This is a genomic window from Lactobacillus sp. ESL0259, from assembly GCF_003693045.1.
GTDB lineage: Bacteria > Bacillota > Bacilli > Lactobacillales > Lactobacillaceae > Lactobacillus > Lactobacillus melliventris.
The window spans coordinates 1-18,543 of the sequence record NZ_REHP01000005.1 but is presented as its reverse complement, the minus strand read 5'-3'; the positions used below and the strand labels follow the sequence as shown (position 1 = coordinate 18,543).

14 protein-coding genes, 27 tRNA genes, 1 rRNA gene and 1 riboswitch are annotated in these 18,543 nt (G+C 38.0%); of the genes, 2 read left to right on the top strand and 40 right to left on the bottom strand.

Annotated features, from left to right (window positions below):
• Window positions 1-47 precede the first annotated feature (47 nt).
• The gene (locus F5ESL0259_RS02340; protein WP_122037332.1) at window positions 48-926 is read right to left on the bottom strand and encodes a LysR family transcriptional regulator; all 879 of its coding nucleotides are present in this window, start codon (window positions 924-926) and stop codon (window positions 48-50) included.
• A 178-nt stretch (window positions 927-1,104) separates the two neighbouring features.
• On the opposite strand from F5ESL0259_RS02340, the gene udk reads away from it, so the two are divergent.
• Window positions 1,105-1,746: a uridine kinase gene (gene udk, locus F5ESL0259_RS02335; RefSeq protein WP_122037331.1), complete on the top strand. Its 642-nt coding sequence runs from the start codon at window positions 1,105-1,107 to the stop codon at window positions 1,744-1,746.
• Window positions 1,747-1,822: 76 nt separating this feature from the next.
• Here udk and F5ESL0259_RS02330 read toward each other — a convergent pair whose 3' ends face one another.
• Both F5ESL0259_RS02330 and F5ESL0259_RS02325 read right to left on the bottom strand, forming a co-directional pair.
• Window positions 1,823-2,401, bottom strand: a complete 579-nt coding sequence (locus tag F5ESL0259_RS02330) for an ECF transporter S component (RefSeq protein WP_122037330.1) — start codon at window positions 2,399-2,401, stop codon at window positions 1,823-1,825.
• Window positions 2,402-2,443: 42 nt separating this feature from the next.
• Window positions 2,444-2,533: riboswitch (TPP riboswitch) on the bottom strand.
• Window positions 2,534-2,608: 75 nt separating this feature from the next.
• The gene (locus F5ESL0259_RS02325) at window positions 2,609-3,691 is read right to left on the bottom strand and encodes a M42 family metallopeptidase (protein ID WP_110445757.1); all 1,083 of its coding nucleotides are present in this window, start codon (window positions 3,689-3,691) and stop codon (window positions 2,609-2,611) included.
• Window positions 3,692-3,928: 237 nt separating this feature from the next.
• Between F5ESL0259_RS02325 and hpt the strand changes: the two genes are divergently transcribed.
• On the top strand, window positions 3,929-4,498 hold the full coding sequence (gene hpt / locus F5ESL0259_RS02320; RefSeq protein WP_046324484.1) for a hypoxanthine phosphoribosyltransferase: 570 nt from the start codon (window positions 3,929-3,931) through the stop codon (window positions 4,496-4,498).
• Window positions 4,499-4,534: 36 nt separating this feature from the next.
• Here the strand turns inward: hpt and F5ESL0259_RS02315 are convergent, their stop codons facing one another.
• The 37 genes from F5ESL0259_RS02315 to rrf all read right to left on the bottom strand — a co-directional run bounded on the left by F5ESL0259_RS02315 (window position 4,535) and on the right by rrf (window position 18,524).
• Complete coding sequence (locus F5ESL0259_RS02315; RefSeq protein ID WP_046324483.1) at window positions 4,535-5,881, bottom strand: hemolysin family protein; 1,347 nt, start codon at window positions 5,879-5,881, stop codon at window positions 4,535-4,537.
• A gap of 90 nt (window positions 5,882-5,971) precedes the next feature.
• On the bottom strand, window positions 5,972-6,628 hold the full coding sequence (locus F5ESL0259_RS02310) for a nitroreductase (RefSeq protein WP_046324482.1): 657 nt from the start codon (window positions 6,626-6,628) through the stop codon (window positions 5,972-5,974).
• A 435-nt stretch (window positions 6,629-7,063) separates the two neighbouring features.
• Window positions 7,064-7,522 carry an SsrA-binding protein SmpB gene (gene smpB, locus F5ESL0259_RS02305; protein ID WP_046324481.1) on the bottom strand — a complete coding sequence of 153 codons (459 nt, stop codon included), beginning with the start codon at window positions 7,520-7,522 and terminating at the stop codon, window positions 7,064-7,066.
• A 9-nt stretch (window positions 7,523-7,531) separates the two neighbouring features.
• Entirely contained in the window at window positions 7,532-9,856 is a 2,325-nt protein-coding gene (gene rnr, locus F5ESL0259_RS02300) for a ribonuclease R (RefSeq protein ID WP_122037329.1), read from the bottom strand.
• A 74-nt stretch (window positions 9,857-9,930) separates the two neighbouring features.
• Window positions 9,931-10,164: a preprotein translocase subunit SecG gene (gene secG, locus F5ESL0259_RS02295; RefSeq protein ID WP_046324479.1), complete on the bottom strand. Its 234-nt coding sequence runs from the start codon at window positions 10,162-10,164 to the stop codon at window positions 9,931-9,933.
• A gap of 68 nt (window positions 10,165-10,232) precedes the next feature.
• On the bottom strand, window positions 10,233-12,293 hold the full coding sequence (locus F5ESL0259_RS02290; RefSeq protein ID WP_122037328.1) for an LTA synthase family protein: 2,061 nt from the start codon (window positions 12,291-12,293) through the stop codon (window positions 10,233-10,235).
• A gap of 69 nt (window positions 12,294-12,362) precedes the next feature.
• A complete protein-coding gene (locus tag F5ESL0259_RS02285; RefSeq protein WP_122037327.1) occupies window positions 12,363-13,388 on the bottom strand; it encodes a lysylphosphatidylglycerol synthase transmembrane domain-containing protein in 1,026 nt (341 codons plus the stop codon).
• Window positions 13,388-14,431 carry a glycosyltransferase family 4 protein gene (locus F5ESL0259_RS02280; protein ID WP_122037326.1) on the bottom strand — a complete coding sequence of 348 codons (1,044 nt, stop codon included), beginning with the start codon at window positions 14,429-14,431 and terminating at the stop codon, window positions 13,388-13,390. Before F5ESL0259_RS02280 ends, F5ESL0259_RS02285 begins: the two co-directional genes overlap by 1 nt.
• Window positions 14,424-15,596: a glycosyltransferase family 4 protein gene (locus F5ESL0259_RS02275; RefSeq protein WP_110445751.1), complete on the bottom strand. Its 1,173-nt coding sequence runs from the start codon at window positions 15,594-15,596 to the stop codon at window positions 14,424-14,426. The genes F5ESL0259_RS02280 and F5ESL0259_RS02275 overlap by 8 nt, the downstream gene beginning before the upstream one ends.
• 113 nt (window positions 15,597-15,709) lie before the next feature.
• Window positions 15,710-15,794, bottom strand: a tRNA-Leu gene (locus tag F5ESL0259_RS02270).
• 44 nt (window positions 15,795-15,838) lie between these two features.
• Window positions 15,839-15,909, bottom strand: a tRNA-Cys gene (locus F5ESL0259_RS02265).
• A gap of 22 nt (window positions 15,910-15,931) precedes the next feature.
• Window positions 15,932-16,003: transfer RNA gene (locus F5ESL0259_RS02260), tRNA-Gln, on the bottom strand.
• A gap of 7 nt (window positions 16,004-16,010) precedes the next feature.
• Window positions 16,011-16,083: transfer RNA gene (locus F5ESL0259_RS02255), tRNA-His, on the bottom strand.
• Window positions 16,084-16,095: 12 nt separating this feature from the next.
• Window positions 16,096-16,166: transfer RNA gene (locus tag F5ESL0259_RS02250), tRNA-Trp, on the bottom strand.
• Window positions 16,167-16,170: 4 nt separating this feature from the next.
• Window positions 16,171-16,252: transfer RNA gene (locus tag F5ESL0259_RS02245), tRNA-Tyr, on the bottom strand.
• 7 nt (window positions 16,253-16,259) lie between these two features.
• Window positions 16,260-16,332: transfer RNA gene (locus F5ESL0259_RS02240), tRNA-Phe, on the bottom strand.
• A 6-nt stretch (window positions 16,333-16,338) separates the two neighbouring features.
• A tRNA-Asp gene (locus F5ESL0259_RS02235) sits at window positions 16,339-16,412 on the bottom strand.
• Window positions 16,413-16,415: 3 nt separating this feature from the next.
• A tRNA-Met gene (locus F5ESL0259_RS02230) sits at window positions 16,416-16,489 on the bottom strand.
• A gap of 10 nt (window positions 16,490-16,499) precedes the next feature.
• Window positions 16,500-16,586 (bottom strand) — tRNA-Ser (locus F5ESL0259_RS02225).
• Window positions 16,587-16,613: 27 nt separating this feature from the next.
• Window positions 16,614-16,685: transfer RNA gene (locus F5ESL0259_RS02220), tRNA-Glu, on the bottom strand.
• Between the two features lie 310 nt (window positions 16,686-16,995).
• A tRNA-Ser gene (locus tag F5ESL0259_RS02215) sits at window positions 16,996-17,085 on the bottom strand.
• Between the two features lie 4 nt (window positions 17,086-17,089).
• Window positions 17,090-17,163: transfer RNA gene (locus F5ESL0259_RS02210), tRNA-Ile, on the bottom strand.
• Between the two features lie 5 nt (window positions 17,164-17,168).
• A tRNA-Gly gene (locus F5ESL0259_RS02205) sits at window positions 17,169-17,239 on the bottom strand.
• 12 nt (window positions 17,240-17,251) lie between these two features.
• Window positions 17,252-17,324: transfer RNA gene (locus F5ESL0259_RS02200), tRNA-Phe, on the bottom strand.
• Window positions 17,325-17,330: 6 nt separating this feature from the next.
• Window positions 17,331-17,404 (bottom strand) — tRNA-Asp (locus F5ESL0259_RS02195).
• A 3-nt stretch (window positions 17,405-17,407) separates the two neighbouring features.
• Window positions 17,408-17,481, bottom strand: a tRNA-Met gene (locus F5ESL0259_RS02190).
• Between the two features lie 41 nt (window positions 17,482-17,522).
• A tRNA-Ile gene (locus F5ESL0259_RS02185) sits at window positions 17,523-17,596 on the bottom strand.
• A gap of 13 nt (window positions 17,597-17,609) precedes the next feature.
• A tRNA-Met gene (locus F5ESL0259_RS02180) sits at window positions 17,610-17,683 on the bottom strand.
• Between the two features lie 29 nt (window positions 17,684-17,712).
• A tRNA-Pro gene (locus F5ESL0259_RS02175) sits at window positions 17,713-17,786 on the bottom strand.
• 6 nt (window positions 17,787-17,792) lie between these two features.
• Window positions 17,793-17,866 (bottom strand) — tRNA-Arg (locus tag F5ESL0259_RS02170).
• A 9-nt stretch (window positions 17,867-17,875) separates the two neighbouring features.
• A tRNA-Leu gene (locus tag F5ESL0259_RS02165) sits at window positions 17,876-17,961 on the bottom strand.
• A 10-nt stretch (window positions 17,962-17,971) separates the two neighbouring features.
• Window positions 17,972-18,043 (bottom strand) — tRNA-Gly (locus F5ESL0259_RS02160).
• Between the two features lie 11 nt (window positions 18,044-18,054).
• Window positions 18,055-18,127: transfer RNA gene (locus F5ESL0259_RS02155), tRNA-Thr, on the bottom strand.
• Window positions 18,128-18,159: 32 nt separating this feature from the next.
• A tRNA-Leu gene (locus F5ESL0259_RS02150) sits at window positions 18,160-18,241 on the bottom strand.
• A 12-nt stretch (window positions 18,242-18,253) separates the two neighbouring features.
• Window positions 18,254-18,326 (bottom strand) — tRNA-Lys (locus tag F5ESL0259_RS02145).
• 4 nt (window positions 18,327-18,330) lie between these two features.
• Window positions 18,331-18,403: transfer RNA gene (locus tag F5ESL0259_RS02140), tRNA-Val, on the bottom strand.
• 4 nt (window positions 18,404-18,407) lie between these two features.
• Window positions 18,408-18,524 (bottom strand): 5S ribosomal RNA (gene rrf, locus F5ESL0259_RS02135).
• Window positions 18,525-18,543: the final 19 nt, after the last annotated feature.

Below are 18,543 nucleotides of genomic sequence, written 5' to 3'. Positions count from 1 at the left end.
TTGAATTCTATGTCAATTTAGATCAAAGCGCTAATACATAAAAGTTATCAGCGATAAGTTAAAGTTGTCACATGCTTAAGCATTTTACCGAATTTAGTTGAAACCATTCGATTCATTGCTATTACCACATTAAAAGTTTTTTGCAATTGAACTGGCGATAAACGCTCAATATTATTGCAGTTTTGCGGTAAATTAAATGATTCCGGTACGATTGTGATACCACCATTGAAGTTTACATTTAAACATCCAGCGGCAAAGCTATTTACCTCTGCCACTTCTTTAAATTTCCAGCCATTTTGACAATAGATTTTAAGCATAGCAAGCTGAATATCAGTAATACCAGTTGACTTCCAGTTTTGCATATAAAGCATACTGTTCTCAGCGAGCTGCTGCTCATTCCCGTGATATTGTCTTAGGTCATCTTTATTTAGCAGTAAGTCAAAACTAGTTTTTCTAAGGGGTAGACAGTCTATTTTATTATTACCGGCAAAGGCTAAGTCAAAGCCAACTAGTATGTCATAATTACCATTAATCAATCTTTTGATGCAAGAATCAAAATTTTCTTCGTCAAAATTGGGCTGACAAATATCTGGTATTTTTGAAGCAAATAATGCAGCGTCATTTTCAAAGCCTTGCAAAAAATGGACACGTAACAGCTTCTCCGGGTTAGGATCCGGGTGGTGCCAAATTTCACTGTACAAATTAATAATTTCTACGCTGCGTTTATAAAAAACTTCTCCTACTGGCGTTAACGAGAATTTACCAGCAGAACGGTTAAGCAATTTTTGACCCAGCTCATCTTCTAATTTCTTAATAGCTGAACTGACAGCTGTTTCTGAAACATAGTTTCTCCTTGCTGCTGAAATAAAGCCATGCGTTTGAACGACATCAACGAAATATTTTACCGGCATTAAGTTATAATTCATTTTGCACCTATGCTGTTTAATACAAATTACTTTTTTCACATTTATCATATAAAAAATAAAGTCAATTTTAAACCGTATTCTATAGAAAAGAAGCATTAATTACCAAATATACCTTAACTGTTGGTAATTATGGCAAAAGTAAAGTAAAATGTTTAAGGATTAAAAAAGGAGTGGCATAATGTCTAGACTTGAAAAGCCTGTAGTGATTGGTATTACCGGTGGTTCAGGCAGCGGGAAAACTACCATTGCGCAAAAAATTGTTGCCCAAATGCAAGAGAATGAACACGTTTTGATTATGACTCAGGATTCATATTACAAAGATAATACCGGGATTCCTATGAGTGAAAGAAAGAACATCAACTATGATCACCCAGATGCTTTTGATGTTCCTTTGCTTAAAAAGCAGTTGCAAGACTTATTAAATTATCGGTCAGTCGAGATGCCGGTTTACGATTTTAAAGAACATACCCGAAGTCAAAAGACCATTCATACTGAGCCTGCCGATATCATTATTCTTGAAGGAATTTTAGTTTTAGCAAACCAAAAAATTCGTGATTTAATGGATATCAAAGTTTACGTTGACACAGATGACGATATTCGTTTTATTAGGCGTTTAGAACGTGATCTAAATGAGAGAGGCCGGTCCATTGACTCCGTAATTGATCAATATTTAAGCACAGTTAAGCCGATGTATCATCAATTTATTGAGCCTACCAAGCGCTATGCAGATATTATTGTTCCAGAAGGCGGTAAAAATGATGTGGCCATTGATATGCTTACAACTAAGGTACACTCAATTTTAAGTAAAAAAGAAAAATAAAAAATATGACCCCCGGAATTAAGACAATTTCGGGGGTCATATCATTACTTCAAGAGCAATACTCCTTTTTAAATATTTAAGCTATTTTTGGCTTTAATGCTTTATCAAATAAATTAGTAATCAACTTAACTAAAACGCCATCAAAAACCAGAGCAGAAATGATATTGGTAATAAGCATTACGACTTGTACTTGCATACTGAATTTGCTCCAGCCATATAAAATATATGAGGGAATAAAACAGCCAAATGAAGCAAAAAACGCACCAGTTAAGACGCTTTTCCAAGTGAAATTTTGATAACGTTCTTTTTTAGGGAAAAAGCCGATTTCATTAGTAGCGCCTTGAATAATTCCGGAAAGAATCGTAGTAGCACCCCACTGACCACCTATGGCCATTTCAACCACAGAAGCTAATAATTCACCAATCGTACCGGATCCTGCAGTAGGAACAAAATACATCGCTAAAGGTCCAGCCATAAGCCATAAACCTGTAAAAACAGTATCAGTCACCGGTGCAAAACCTGTCGGCACCAGCAGCATTTTGATTAAATTAAAAGCCCAGTTAAAGCCATATGTATAAATGACTCCCATAATAATTCCAATTAATGCAATTAAAATAATCGACTTTACATTCCATTTTGAAGTTCTAGTAAACATAAAAAATACTCCTAACTTTACATGTCAGTAGGAGTATCATTATTACCTAATTTTACACTTCCCTAACGCAGGTATTGTCCCGATCAGGTTCAGAGGGTATTTCTCAGCTTTTTGGCACCCCTAGTGACTGCTATTCAATTTTTACTATTATAGCATACTTTAATTAAATTTGTTGCCTATTTTTGACGATTACTGTAGTTAATGCCATTAAAATTGACTAAAACTTGCCAACTTTTCTTTAGTTAAATCACGAATAATAGCAAGCGTCAAAGCAACAGAGGCTTTAAAATCTGAATAAGCACTAAAACAATAAGGAGAGTGTTCATAACGAACTGGAATACCAATCACAATGGTTGGTGCGCCATTTTCATAATAAATTGCTGCTCCATCTTGGCCACCGCCAGTGCGAACAGAACGAGTATACGGAATGTTATTCTTATCAGCTAAATCGCAGGCATACTGTTGAAATTTAGGATTAGGCAAAAACGAAGTATCCATGTCACGCAACATCGGTCCCCTTTTCAGTCCGGTTTGCGACAACCATTCTGGAGTAAAAGTATCATCTGCTGGACAAGACTCAAGCACGATTGCTACATCAGGCTTTACGGCTCTTGCTGTAACATACGCTCCGCGCAGACCGACTTCTTCCTGGCTGGAAAGTGCTGCAACAACGTTAAATGCAGTTTGTTCATCTTTTAAATTGTCTAAAACGTCAGCCATGGCAGCAGCGCCAAAGCGGTCATCAAAATCTTTGCCGAAAAACAAACCAGATTTTTCATTGTATTCACATTTAACATCCACAAAAATAGGACAACCCGTATCGATTTGATAATCATTAATTGTTTCGGCACGTGAACTGGAACCAACATCAATTGACATATCGGCTACGTCCGGTACATTATTTTTTTCGGCTGCAGTCATAAAATGAGGTGGTTTAGTAGCCACAACACCGGGAACATATTCACCTGCACGATTTTTAATTTTTACGCGCAGAGCAGGAATATTATATTTAACCCACCCGCCAAGAGGCACGAATTTAATCATGCCATTAGGACGGACAGCTTGGGTAATAAAGCCAACAGCATCTGAATGTGCATCCAGTTGAATCACTGGCCGACCTGGTTGGTTATCTTTTTTGCTGGCATACACATTGAGCATACCATCAACCTTTACGTCAGCAAAATCTTGAACAGTATCGGTAAATAGTTTAACAAATTCTCCTTCAAAGCCAGAAGTAGAATTGGCATCAGAAAATGCCTTGAGCATTTTAATTTCTTGTTGTTTTTGCATTTTTTTACCTTTCACTAAAAATACTTATGCATTAATTTTACCAAAAACTGAGGTTACACGTTAAAAATTTAAGCAAATCGAGAATTATCTTACTGCTTTTAGCAATATAGCTACTTTTTGTACGTAATTGACTGCTAAAAAAGTTAAAATAGTTGAAAATGGTCTGTTTTTTTAGCAAAAAAATGATATAATCGAAATATTAGGAATTTAAATTGTTTTACAATGAAGGGTAGATAAATGCCAAAAAACGACAATATTAATAGTATTATTGATCATAAATTGTTTAGTGAAGAGGACATTCACCAAATGTGTGTTAAGTTAGGAAAGCAGCTTACCAATGATTATGCTGGTAAAAAGCCATTAATTGTGGGTGCTCTTAAGGGTGCTGTTTTCTTTTTAACTGATTTGGTTAGAGAAATGGACGTCAAAGCTGAAATTGATTTTCTCGATGTCTCAAGCTACGGTAATGAAATGGAGTCTTCCGGGAAAGTTAAGCTAGTTTCTGATTTAGCATCTGATGTGAAAGATCGTGATGTTTTAATAGTGGAAGATATTGTTGACACTGGTCTGACTTTAGATTTTATGAAAAAGTTGCTTGAAAAACGGGGAGCAAAAAGCGTTAAATGTTGCGTTTTACTTAACAAGGAAGCAAATCGTAACGTCGATGTTGATGTCGAATATTATGGTTCAAAGGTTGGTAACGAGTTTGTAGTAGGCTACGGACTTGATTTCATGAATTATTATCGTAACCTACGTTATATTGGTGTATTAAAGCCCGAAATTATTAAACTGGTTAATAATAAATAAAAGAGTTGTCTTGAGGACAACTCTTTTTAAATGCCTTTATTCTTCTTGAGACTCTTTTGCTTTTTCGTTAATATTTTTAACGATAAACCAGCGCATGAAACCCTGTTCAATATCATCCAGCTTAAATTCAAAGCCCTCTAATTTAACTTTTTCGCCCTTTTTTAAGTCTGGATAGTGTTCCATCATATAGCCACCAATGGTGATAATATCACTATCTTGGAAACTTTTTAAGTCAGTTTTAAAATACCTGGCAAAATCATATAAGGTCGTTTTGCCAGATACATGAATATTACCTTGCTCGTCTCTAATAATATAATCATCAGAAACGTCATCTATTTCATCTTTAACCGTACCGAATAGTTCCTCATAGATATCCTTATCAGTAACTATTCCACTGGTGCCACCATATTCATCCACCACCAAAACGATTGGCGTGTGCTTTTTAATCATTAACTGCAAAATATCTTGGATAGGCATGGATTCAGGTACTGTAATCATTGTTCTAATAATACGTGTAACTGGCACCTTGTCGTCAATCTGGCTCTGTTGAATAACATCAAAGGCATAGATGTAACCAACAATATCATCTTTGTTATTATCCCGAACAACCGGAATTCTACTTGAACCTTCATCCAAGTACAACTTAAGAGCTTGCCTGATAGAATCAGTCGAATTGATAACCACTAACCGCGTTCTATCCGTCATAATATCTTTGGCTATTTTATCATTCAGCTCAAAAGCACGTTTCATATATGTCAGATCATTTTTATCAAGCGAACCACCGTGAACTGCTTTCCGCGATAATTTAATGATTTCTGATTGCGAGTAAACCTGATTTTCTTCATCAGCCGGCTCAAAACCCAGCATTTTAAGTAACCCATTTGAACTGGCATTAAGCAGCCACACAAAAGGATAAACCAAGGTATGAAAAAGTTGCAAAGGGGTCACAATTTTAAGCAAGATTTTTACTGGCATGTCAATCGCAATATTCTTAGGTACAATTTCTGTTACTACAACTTCTAAATAAGTTAACAAAATTACACCTAAAATCGCACTTAGTGAACGAATTACCGCATGATTAAGTTCTAATAAATTAAATGCTCTTTCAAATATTGCAGCCAAAGTATCCGCTGAAAACCAGCCCAAAACTACACCAACTAAAGTAGTTCCAACCTGTGTCGTTGAAAGGTATTCATTTAAATTATGAGTCATGTGCAAAGCGCGCTTTACTTTGCGCTGGTTGCCAATTTTATTAGACAACATATCTTCAAGCTGGCTGGGCCTGGTTTGAACCAAAGCAAATTCTGCAGCAACAAAGAATGATGCAAAAACAAAAATAACTAAAGTTGCTATTAAATTAGTAACTATTTGGGCTGTACTCAAAATCTATATCATCCTTATCAGTATAACCGTGAAAATTTCCTATTAAACATTTTATCATTAATAGCGCTTTATTTAAATTGAAGTACTTGTCTATTTAACTAATTTATATATTTTTTTGAATGGCAGACGATCAGGATAAAATTTGGGGTCATTAACCTCAGCTGCATTATCTTGATATCCTAACCCAATTGCCATACCAATAAGCTCATCTTCTGGAATTTTGCCATATTTACGCACTAAATCGGGATAAGACACCATTGAGTGCGCCGGCATAATTGCTAATCCAGCATTAAGCGCCAGCAACATGATGCTTTGAGAAAAAATCCCTAGATCATAAACTGACCAAATGGGGGAATTTCTAGGTATCGTAAGAAATGCCACATCCTGAGCATTAAACATGTTGTTATTTGATTCTGTAAATAAGTCCATTTTATTATTGAAAAAATATGGTTGTGAAGCTCCAACTGCAGCCATATTTTGACTGGGATATGAATCCCAATTAAGTGACAACATTTTGACAAAATCTTCATGAGGCTCAATATTGTTCTTTATTTGAGATTTGACCTCTTTTTTTAAACCAGCAAGTGCATCACCAGTTAACATATATACCTTCCAAGGTTGCGAGTTAAGCAGTGACGGGGATAATTGTGCCCTTTCAATAATATTAGCAAGTAACTTTTCGTTAACTTTTCTATTAGTAAACTTGCGAGTAACTCGTTCATGGTTATAAACTTTATCAAATTCCATTACGACTCAAATCCTTACATACAAATAGCATTATCAAACACTCTACTTATTAAACAAAATCTCTCTAAAATTTTAAAAACAGGTAGAACTAATCAAAAACACTCGTTTTTTGCGATACTCACTTGTTTACACTTTATATAAAGCTATAAATTAAAGTATTACTATCTAATAAATTCAATCATATAAACATTAATTATATTAATAAATTATACACAATATTGCAAAAGTATTCAGTAAGATTAACAAAATATTTCTAGTAAAATTGTTCTAAGGACAACTTTTGTTTAAAACATAAAATTTTTCGTGCTGCTTTTACACTATATAAGTATTACTTAATTATATATAAATGAATAAGCAAAGTGTTGATAAGTTGCCGCTTTTAAAACAAATGCAGAATTAAAAAACAGTTCAACTAGAAAACTAATTAAACCGTCCTTAAATTTTATATTGCCTGCGTAATTCACGCTCTTGATCGCGCTTCTTAATGCTCTCGCGCTTATCATATTTTTTCTTTCCTTGGCCAACACCAATAAGAACTTTGGCAAAACCATGTTTAAGATAAACCTTCAAAGGGATAATTGCAATCCCCCGCGTAGATTGGTCTTTAGCAAGTCGTTGAAGCTGCTTTTTATGCAAAAGTAATCTTCTTGAACGAAGAGGTTCATGGTTATAACGATTACCTTGTTTATATTCACTAATGTGGACATTCTCCAGAAAAGCCGAACCATTTATAACTTGTACATAGCCATCGCGCAAGTTAATACGTCTTGCCCGCACGGATTTAATTTCTGTACCTGTTAAGGCAATACCGGCTTCATATGTGTCCTTAATAAAATAGTCATGATGTGCTTTTTTATTCTGAGCAATTAAATTCTCATTTTTTTCTTTTTTCAATTTTTCAACCTAATGTTTATATCTACTTAAATGTGGATGATTGCCATTTTTTTGAAAATTGTTACGGTAATGTCCTTTATGGGCGTGATCATTGCGAAAACCCCGATTGCCCCGCCTTTCAGTTTTAACGCCGCGATTATTATGAGGCTTTTTAGGGGCATTGGGATCATAAATTTCAAAGTCAAGTTGATGCTGTTCAACATTAGCATTTGTCAGAGTGACCTTAAGCGGCATCCCTACGTGGAACTGTTTATGAGTCCCACGACCAGTTAATGTCATGCTTTTTTCATTATAATTGTAAAAATCATCTGTTAAATTGGAAATGTGAATAAGTCCCTCTACAGTGTTTGGAAGTTGAATAAACATACCAAAACTGGTAACAGATGACACTACAGCATCAAAGTGATCACCCACTTTATCAGCCATAAATTCGGTCATCTTTAGATCATTAACTTCTCTTTCAGTATCAACGGAAACTCGTTCCTGAGTTGAAGTTTGATCAGCTACATCTGGCAAATAGCTTGCAAAATGATCCTGCGTTTTCTTGTCAGTCCCTTTTTCACTATAAGCATGAATCATCCTGTGAACCATCAGATCCGAATACCTTCTGATTGGCGAAGTAAAGTGGGTATAAAACTTAGCTGCCAAACCAAAGTGTCCTAAAGGTTCTTCTGAATAATGTGCCTGCTTCAAGCTGCGCAGCATCATCATTTGGACTACGGCTTCTTCGGGAGTACCAGTAGTTTTAGCAACTACTTTTTGTAAATCAATTGGTTTAACATGGTTTGGATCAGCTGTAATATGTAAGCCAAATGCACTGCAAAACTCAAAGAAGCTCTTAATCCGCTCACCATCAGGAGTTTCATGCACGCGGTATAAAAATGGGACATGCTTACGATAAAAATCTTCCGCAACAGTTTCATTAGCCAGCAGCATGAAGGATTCAATCATCTTTTCAGCTATTCCGCGATCGTGTAACACAATATCCGTTGGTTTACCCTGATCATCCACAATAATCTTTGCTTCAGGTTCTTCAAAGTCAATTGCACCACGTTGATGCCTCTGCTGGTATAAAATATTGTGCAGTTCAGCCATATCCTGCAGCATAGGAGCAAGCTTAACATATTTTTCTTCAAGCTCTTCATGATTATCAGGATCTAAAACTTTATTAACATTGTTATATGTCATCCGGCCATGTGATCTCATTACCGAAGGATGAATACGATAATTAACCCTCTGTCCTTCCGGGGAAATTTCCATTTCACAGGATAATACTAAACGATCTTGACCTTCGTTGAGGGAGCAAATGCCATTTGAAAGCCTAAAAGGCAACATTGGAATAACGCGATCAACTAAATAAGTACTGTTGCCTCTGGTAAAAGCTTCCTTATCCAAAGGAGAATTTTCTGTCACATAGTGAGCAACATCAGCGATATGAACACCTAAATGATAGTTACCGTTAGGCAATTTCCATAACACGACTGCATCATCAAAGTCTTTAGAATCATCACCATCAATTGTAACAGCAGGCTGGTCCCTAATATCCTCACGGTTTGCCATTTCAGCTTCAGTTACGTGATCCGGAATGGCGTTAGATTGAGCAAGGGCATCATCGGACCATTCAGTTCTAACGTCATGCTCTGAAACGATTGCCATAATGTCAACGCCCGGCAAATTTTTGTTACCAATAACATTGGTAACTACACCAGTCATTGAATCAGGATTGTTCTTGTCAGGATAACTAGCAATAGCCACTTTAACAATGTCCTGCTTTTGCGGCTGTAAACCGTCTTGGCTGATATAAACCCGATAATTAGCCAGCTTTTTATTTGAACTTAAAACATAACCAATAAAATGACTAATTTTCACTTGGGCATCGGTCATTGGATAAAATTCACCCACAAGTGTCTTGGTCCCCCGCTCAAGAATTTGCTCCACTTGACCTTCAGGTCCTTTACCATTCCAGGGATTGCCACCTGCAGTAATTTTAACCTTCACGCTGTCTCCGTCAACAGCATATTCAGTATAGTCGCGGGCAATAAAAATATCATCAGCATCTTCATCATCAAGTTTGACGAAGCCAAAGCCTTTGCTATTTGCTTTAAAAATACCTTCGACTTCAGTATTTTCCTGTGCTAATTGGTAGTGACCCTTACCATCAGTAATTATTTTCTTTTTTTGCTCTAAATAAGATAGTGCTTTGACCATATCAGAAAAACTGCCAAGTCTGTCTCGGCGTAACATACGGTCAATTTGTTCTACTTGATACTGTTTTTTTGGATTACGACGAAAAATCTCTAAAACATTAGCTAAAATGCTCTCGTTTTGTGCCATGCACTTTTAACTCCATTTCATTATTAAAAAGATAAAAAAAGTCCTCCCATCACTTGATCGGGAGGAACCATTAGTTATTTTGAAGACAAATAAGCTAATACAATAGCAAAAGCGAAAAAGAGAACCAATAAAACAGAGGTTACTTTTTCCATAAATGCTTCAAAACCACGTTTCTTCGTTTGACCACTAAAAACTGCACCGCCAGAGAGTGCATTCAATGCATCTTGCTGCTTTTGCGGCTGCATCATTGTCGCAATAATGATTAAGATTGAAACAATAATTAGTAGCGTCATAAATAAATTGTACAATGCGCTGCCTCCAATATACAGATACGTTACTGGTAAATTTTAGCACAAAATAGATTTAATTTCGAGTTTTATTTTTCGAGCTCTGGAGCATCAGTTTTAAATTTATTTTGTGTTGTTTTCTGGTGGTTTTTATACCACAGAGAAGTCTTATTTTTTGAATATAGTTTTTTTAGAGCCTTTTGTTCATTATAGTCGTAATCTTGCGGTTTGACCTTTTTAAACCATTTAGGATGGTAAAAGCGTAACAGATTGCCGGCGATAACACGGTCAGATAATGAAAGCTGCGTTGTTACTTTGTTTGATATTGCTACCAATTCAGTCTTTAATTTTTTATCTGGCTTAATTATTTCTGCACCTGTCTTAGTATCATAATAGGTACTACCAACTTTAGCATATAAGGGCGTGATGAAGTCACCGTTACGTTGTGCCACTATCTGTGGTGCATTTTTACTTAACAAGTCATGACCAAACTGGATCGTTTTCTGGTTCTTAATTCCCAGCAAATTAAGCAGTGTAGGTAGTACATCAATTTCACCACCATAGGTTTTTTTGATGCCTCCCTTTAGGCCCTTCATATGAAACATTAAGGGAACCCGTTGGAACTTCAGATTATCGAAATTAGTAAATTCATCTTGGTTAAGTAGCTCTGCGCTAGCCTTGTGGTGATTACCGGAAATACCATAGTGATCACCATAAAAGACTAACAAAGTGTTTTTAGCTAAACCTGTTTTTTGCAGCCACTGCATTAACTGACCAATCGCCTGGTCGAGATAATGGGCAGTTTGAACGTAACCATCAACCGTTTCATCACCAGTTTCAGTTTTAGCAATTGACTGATTTTTCTTATCTAAATCATAAGGATAATGATTGGTGACCGTTATTAATTTAAGATAAAAGGGTTGCGGCAAACGTTCGATATATTTAATAGACTGGGAGAAGAAAATCTTATCTTTTAAACCATAGCCGATGTAATATTTAGGCTTATTTTGATAATAAGAAAGCGGCATAAAGTACTCATAACCAAATTGTTTATAAGCATTATTACGATTCCAAAAAGAACCGGCGCCGCCGTGCATAACCGCCGTAGTGTATCCACCTTGCTGACTTAAAATTGCAGGGGCGCTCTCAAACGTATTTGAAGTACCATAACTGGACATTGCTGAACCAGACTGTAAACCAAAAAGAGAATTTTCCAGCATCATTTCAGCATCCGATGTTTTTCCTTGTCCAACTTGATTGTAAAAATTGGAGAAGCTAAGCGTATTCTTGGCGTGATAGAGTTTATTTAAATTAGGGGTGACCTCTTTGCCTTTCCATTTGTACCCTATTAAAAATTGCTGGAAGCTCTCAAGGTGAATAACCATTACGTTTTTGCCCTTGGCTACTCCGGTATATGCACTATTGGGTTTGACATAATTAAGCTTTAAGTACTTTTTGACTGCTTGCAAATCAGAAACATTTGCCTTAGCCATCTGTTCACTTGTTTGCGCAGTCTTAAAAGCATCATAAACGGCATATTCATTCATACCCAAATATTTAACAATGTAACTATTGTCAAAAGTTCTCGTCAATAGCCCTGGACGGTCTTTTTGGGCCATCATCAAATTGATCCCTATCAGCAGAACTGCGATACCTTCAAGCAAAAGATTAAATTTAAGCTTTAGTGGGCGTAAATCGTACTTAACTATCTTGCTAACCATCAAAATAATGACAAAAGCAATATCAATAAAAGTTAAAAAATCAGTTGCTCGGGTAATCCCTACAATACTTTTACCTAAATTATCCGCGGTTGAACCGGAAGTTTTAATAATTGATAACGACAAAAAATTAGAAAATTCACGATAATAAAGGATGTTGGCAAATAACCATAAACTGAGTACCAAATCAGTTGCAATCAGAATCCAATATGATTTTCTGCCTTTAAAGAAAAGACTAATGCCTAATAATAGCAAACCCGCTGGTAAAGGATTTAAAAACAACAGAAAATTCTGCATTGCTCCTTCAGCACCGAGATTAAATTTTGTCAGATAAATAACGTAAGTCTTTAACCAAAAGGTCACTAAAACAATAGTAAAAAAGCCTAGTTTGGTTTGTGTCAGCCATTGTAGAAAAGACTTGATCCGTGTCATCTTATTCTCCTCTCACTAAGCTTATATCTTACCCTTAACTGCAGTTAGGAGCAGGGATTTTAATAAAAATTAATTATTTGACGGGCTTACTACTTTTTTAGGCTTGAAAATCCAGCCAAAAATTCCTAAGATCATGCCAAAAAAGTAGGTCACAAAGCGCCACAAAAACATCCCTACAATTAAGGTGCCATTGGAGGAAATAAAGGTTGAAAATAAAGTCTGAAAACTGTATTCCGCTCCCCCTGATGCTCCCGGAATTGGTATTATCGCCATAAACATGATAATCATAATATTCATTTGTGTTACGCTCGCCCAATCTGCTGGTACGTTTAATGTTACTAAAGTCATGTAAGGGATGGAATAAAAGCATAGTAATTGTAAAACGGTCAGTATGCCACATACAATTAACTTCTTTTTTTCCTTTTTTAATTTTTGGCTTTCACCATAAAAAGTATCAATCTTTTCAAGCGTGTTTTGGCGCCAAACACTAACTCGATCTTGCTTAATAAATTTAGCCAGCAAGTTCATAATCCAGTTAGCAGCGTTTTTGGTCCAGTTATAGGCAAACAAAATTGCAAGCAAAAAGATGATCGAACCTACATGAATTAAAAAGCCAATGGCAATGAAAATGGCCAAACCGGCAAACTTAGTTGCGACCATGTGAAAGCCGGTAATAATTGTCGTGACATATGCCAAAAACACTACAATTTGGTAGATAATGAACTTCATAAGCAAAAGTGAAGTTGCGCGCCCCCCTTCAATACCCATTTGCACCATCGCAGCTAATTGCGAAGGCTGGCCTCCAGTTGACATCGGAGTGATCGCATTAAAAAGGGCCTGAATTAAAGGAATTCTGAAAAAAGACCATTTCGAGCGCTTGGGTTCATTTTCACGTTTACTTAAAACAGCTAAAATACTGGCCTCAAAGACATAGGAAAGAAGCATTAAGCCGAACACCAAAATTAAAGCAATAACATTGATATTACGAGTTGCCTGTTCTAACTGAGCAATGGGAGTCGATCTCAAATCAACGTATAAAACAATACCACTGATTAAAAGGACGACGCCAACGCCCCACAAGTGCTTTTTATTCATTAGCGAATTTGTCCTAATTTCCGGCCAATTTCATATTGTTCGTGGTAAAACTCGTCCCAGATCCGTGCCAGATTGTCCTCTGAATATTTGTCACTAGCCTCAGAAGATAACTTGCTGTATTTATTTAAAATGGCTGAATCTTGGGCTGCTGTCTGCAACTGATTATTCATTTCAGTAAAGTCATGCCCCTTCATGTAATAACCACTAATTATTGCTTGATATAAGTCAAGATCTCGTAATAAGACTGGCGTTCCACAACTAAAGGCTTCAAGTACAGACATAGGAAACAATTCGTCATAAGATGGCAAAACAAATAAATCCGCTATATTGAGATAATCCACGAGCTTTTGTCGATCAATTATTCCAGTAAATTTGAGATTTTGGGGTGGATTATCAACTAATTTTTTAAAATGGTCGTAGCCATCTGTTATTTTTCCAAAAGAAAAACCACCTGCCCATATAAACTGTATCTCTGGGTTGGCTATAGCTAGTTTTGCAAAGTCATCAACCCCTTTGCGTTCTTGGACTTGGCCATCACCAAAAACAACAAATTTATCAAGAGGTATATTCAACTGATGGCGAAATGCGTTCTTTCTTTCTTGTCTTTCAGGATAAAATTCGTCTTTAGCTACAAAGTTAGGAATATATTTAACGTTTTCGCGTTTAATACCATATTTAACTAACTTATCTATAAAAATAGGATTGACAACGACTATTTCATCCATTCGTTTATAAAAATCAATCACATATTTGTAAAAAACTTTTTTTGCTAAGGGTGGCAACTTTACCGAGCCTTCAAGGGTCTCAGGCAAAAAATGAACATAGCCAATTTTGCGTCCGCGTGCTGGTGAGAAACTGTTAGCAAAATAAGTGGGGTTCACAGTATGATAATGAGTCAGATCGCTTGCACCATATTTGTTATTTGTAACATAAAACTTATCGACTAGGTGCGTTCTAAGTAAGTGAATTAATTCTATGTACGCTGAACCAACTCCCTGCCCTTTTACAGATGCAGCCTGTGAAAACATATTAATTCTAATCATTTGACTCCTCTTTGTGATCCTTTTGATAATCTAAAATGACATCCTGATAGAATTGGTAAACTGCACTGGCAAATTTTTTAGCCGATATTTGATCCATTTTAGCAGCTAATTTTGCAGGCGGAATTGGCTTGCGCCCTTGTCTTAAATAAAACAATATTTCGCTTAGCATTTCACCAGGACCATTAAAAACTTTGCCAAGTTCATCATCATCAAAAACATGTTCTGTATAATCCGTATCATAAACGACGCATTTTGTGCCGGAAGCTAAAGCTTCAATGTAAGTTAAACCCTGTGTTTCAGTATCACTGGCTGAAACAAACAAGTCTGCCATTTTATAGTACGAACCTACATCATCATGAGGTACATCACCTGTAAATATTACATTATCTTCTAATGTTAATCGTTCAACCTGCTCCTGCAAAACTTCCATATCAGGGCCGTCGCCGGCAATTACTAAACGAGTTTCAGGAAATTCATCAATAATCTCCGGCATAGCATTCAAAATACGGTCAATCTTTTTTTCCTCAGCAACTCTACTTAAGGTCAATAAAACCGGAGCATCAGCAGGTATGCCTAATTCTTGGCGCATATCATTATTAGCTGCCTTATTTAGGCTATTTACGTCCACTCCTGTTGGAATTACTCTCATAGGTATGTTTACCTTATAGCGCTTCAAAAGGGCCTCTACGCGCTTACTAGGGGCAATAACGCCATCCATATTTTTTAAGTAAACGTTAGTAAATTGTTTAACGTGATAAGGCCTTAGCAGGTGCCCATTTAAAACATAATGTAAGTAATCTTCATACATAGTGTGATAAGTATGAATTGCCGGAATTTTCAATTGGTGGGCAACATATTTGCCTATCATACCCAAGGCAAACTCAGTTTGAGTATGAACGATATCAAGTTTAACTTCCCGTGCGACCTTTGTAGCTTCAAAAAAGCCCCTGAATGCGACACGGCGGTCAGTAAATGAAATAAAGGGAACACTACTAAAGCGAAAGACATTAGCTTCAACTGTTCCCTTTTTTATATGAGGATCAGTAGTAGTAAAGATAAATACATTATGACCTTGTTTTTCAAGAGCATCTTTTAAAGTTTTGATTGATGTGGCTACACCACTTAATTGCGGAAAATATGAATCGGTAAAGATACCTATATTCATCTGAAATACCTCCATAAAAGGTATTATAAAGATTACACAAAGCTTGTGCAATTTTTATATAATATATATTTACTAAAATAAAAGCAGCTCTCTTATGAGAGCTGCTCCAACAATAGCGGTGATCGGGGTCGAACCGATACGTCCTAAACGGACACCAGATTTTGAGTCTGGCGCGTCTGCCAATTCCGCCACACCGCCATATCAATAATTTAAAATTAACAGTTCAATGAGCGAACCGATAAAGGCGGGGATCGGATTTGAACCGACGATTAAGGTTTTGCAGACCTCTGCCTTACCACTTGGCTACACCGCCATCGAATTTTATTAACAATAGATTGGGATAGCTGGATTCGAACCAGCGCATAATAGAGTCAAAGTCTAGTGCCTTACCGCTTGGCTATATCCCAATGCTAGGGCGGAATATGGGATTCGAACCCATGTATGCCGGATCCACAAACCGGTGTGTTAACCCCTTCACCAATTCCGCCATGAAGGTTAACAGGGATAGTAGGAATTGAACCCACACTAGCGGTTTTGGAGACCGATGTACTACCTTTATACGATATCCCTATTATGGAGGAGGGTGGATTCGAACCGCCGAACTCAGAGAGAGCGGTTTTACAGACCGCCGCGTTTAGCCACTTCGCTACTCCTCCAGACTGATGGCGCGGGACGGAATCGAACCGCCGACACAAGGAGCTTCAATCCTTTGCTCTACCGACTGAGCTACCGAGCCATCCTACGGTCCATATCAGATTTGAACTGATGATCTTCTCCGTGACAGGGAGACGAGATAAACCACTGCTCCAATGGACCATATTGCGGGAGGTGGATTTGAACCACCGGCCTTCGGGTTATGAGCCCGACGAGCTACCAGACTGCTCCATCCCGCGATTATAATAAAGGAGGATGTGGGATTTGAACCCACGCACGGCAAGACCGTCTAACGGTTTTCAAAACCGTCCCCTTAAGCCACTTGGGTAATCCTCCAATTGTAAATATACCAAAGAATGGTAATGACCCGTACGGGATTTGAACCCATGTTACCGCCGTGAAAGGGCGATGTCTTAACCACTTGACCAACGGGTCATATTTATCGTTCTTACGTCATAAGACGCTTAATTATAATACCGAACTTATTACTAAAAGTCAACTATTTTTTTATTTTGTTGCTTCTGTAAATCCTTTAAGTTCTTGAATCACAACGTTATTAATAATACAGGATTATGATTCATCTTGCAAGAGTTTTGTGCAAAAAGTTGAACAATTTTAGCATAAAACTTTTTTATTGCAAAGCCTAGAAAAATTAAAACTTGTTGCTCAATAAAACCTTAGTAATAATTGAAATTTACCAATCAAAAAGACCGCTAGAAAAATCTACGGCCTTTTTATTATATAGCGGAGACTGAGAGATTCGAACTCTCGCACCAGAATAACCCGATCTACACCCTTAGCAAGGGCGCCTCTTCAGCCACTTGAGTAAGTCTCCACAATGGGCCTAAATGGACTTGAACCATCGACCTCACGCTTATCAGGCGTGCGCTCTAACCAGCTGAGCTATAGGCCCCTAAAAGCGGGTAACGAGAATCGGACTCGCGACTAAAGCTTGGAAGGCTTTCGTTTTACCACTAAACCATACCCGCACTAATAATAAATGGCGCGGGACGGAATCGAACCGCCGACACAAGGAGCTTCAATCCTTTGCTCTACCGACTGAGCTACCGAGCCATCCTACGGTCCATATCAGATTTGAACTGATGATCTTCTCCGTGACAGGGAGACGAGATAAACCACTGCTCCAATGGACCATATTGCGGGAGGTGGATTTGAACCACCGGCCTTCGGGTTATGAGCCCGACGAGCTACCAGACTGCTCCATCCCGCGATTATTTTAAATTAAAAGTACAAACAAACTCCATACTTTTATGGACCTTGTAGGACTCGAACCTACGACAGGACGGTTATGAGCCGTCTGCTCTAACCAACTGAGCTAAAGGTCCAAGCTCTGGGAAATAGCGGCGGGGGGGATCGAACCCTCGACCTCCCGGGTATGAACCGGACGCTCTAGCCAGCTGAGCTACACCGCCAACAAATGTAACCATGTATTAGATTACAATCGGGAAGACAGGATTCGAACCTGCGACCCCCTGGTCCCAAACCAGGTGCTCTACCAAACTGAGCCACTTCCCGTTATTATGCGCCCTGAAGGATTTGAACCTTCAACCTTCTGATTCGTAGTCAGACACTCTATCCAGTTGCGCTAAGGGCGCATCACTAAATGCCGAGGACCGGAGTCGAACCGGTACGGTTGAAACCAACCGCGGGATTTTAAGTCCCGTGCGTCTGCCAATTCCGCCACCCCGGCAAGTAATGAAAGCGGAAGACGGGATTCGAACCCGCGACCCCCACCATGGCAAGGTGATGTTCTACCACTGAACTACTTCCGCAAAATATGAAATGCCGATTATACGATTTGAACGTACGACCCCCTGTTTACAAGACAGATGCTCTACCAACTGAGCTAAATCGGCAAAATGTAAATATGGTATATATTATTGGCGAATACGGGTGGTGGGACTTGAACCCACACGTCCGAAAACACTAGAACCTAAATCTAGCGCGTCTGCCAATTCCGCCACACCCGCAAAATGGGGCCATGAGTCGTGACGGGCTTGAACCGTCGACCCTCTGATTAAAAGTCAGATGCTCTACCAACTGAGCTAACGACTCGGAATGGAGGATACAGGGCTCGAACCTGTGACCTCCTGCTTGTAAGGCAGATGCTCTCCCAGCTGAGCTAATCCTCCATATGCACGGCAACGTCCTACCCTCGCAGGCAGTCTCCCACCAACTACTCTCGGCGTGAAGAAGCTTAACTGCTGTGTTCGGCATGGTTACAGGTGTTTCCTTCTTGCTCTTGCCACCGTACTTTTCCTTGTGAGCTTTT

Bases quoted from the DNA above. Each gene is read 5' to 3' on its own strand.
- F5ESL0259_RS02290 (WP_122037328.1), bottom strand. From the start codon at position 12,293: ATGACACGGATCAAGTCTTTTCTACAATGGCTGACACAAACCAAACTA.
- F5ESL0259_RS02310 (WP_046324482.1), bottom strand. From the start codon at position 6,628: ATGGAATTTGATAAAGTTTATAACCATGAACGAGTTACTCGCAAGTTT.
- rnr (WP_122037329.1), bottom strand. From the start codon at position 9,856: ATGGCACAAAACGAGAGCATTTTAGCTAATGTTTTAGAGATTTTTCGT.
- F5ESL0259_RS02340 (WP_122037332.1), bottom strand. From the start codon at position 926: ATGAATTATAACTTAATGCCGGTAAAATATTTCGTTGATGTCGTTCAA.
- F5ESL0259_RS02280 (WP_122037326.1), bottom strand. From the start codon at position 14,431: ATGATTAGAATTAATATGTTTTCACAGGCTGCATCTGTAAAAGGGCAG.
- hpt (WP_046324484.1), top strand. From the start codon at position 3,929: ATGCCAAAAAACGACAATATTAATAGTATTATTGATCATAAATTGTTT.
- F5ESL0259_RS02325 (WP_110445757.1), bottom strand. From the start codon at position 3,691: ATGCAAAAACAACAAGAAATTAAAATGCTCAAGGCATTTTCTGATGCC.
- F5ESL0259_RS02275 (WP_110445751.1), bottom strand. From the start codon at position 15,596: ATGAATATAGGTATCTTTACCGATTCATATTTTCCGCAATTAAGTGGT.
- udk (WP_122037331.1), top strand. From the start codon at position 1,105: ATGTCTAGACTTGAAAAGCCTGTAGTGATTGGTATTACCGGTGGTTCA.
- F5ESL0259_RS02285 (WP_122037327.1), bottom strand. From the start codon at position 13,388: ATGAATAAAAAGCACTTGTGGGGCGTTGGCGTCGTCCTTTTAATCAGT.
- F5ESL0259_RS02330 (WP_122037330.1), bottom strand. From the start codon at position 2,401: ATGTTTACTAGAACTTCAAAATGGAATGTAAAGTCGATTATTTTAATT.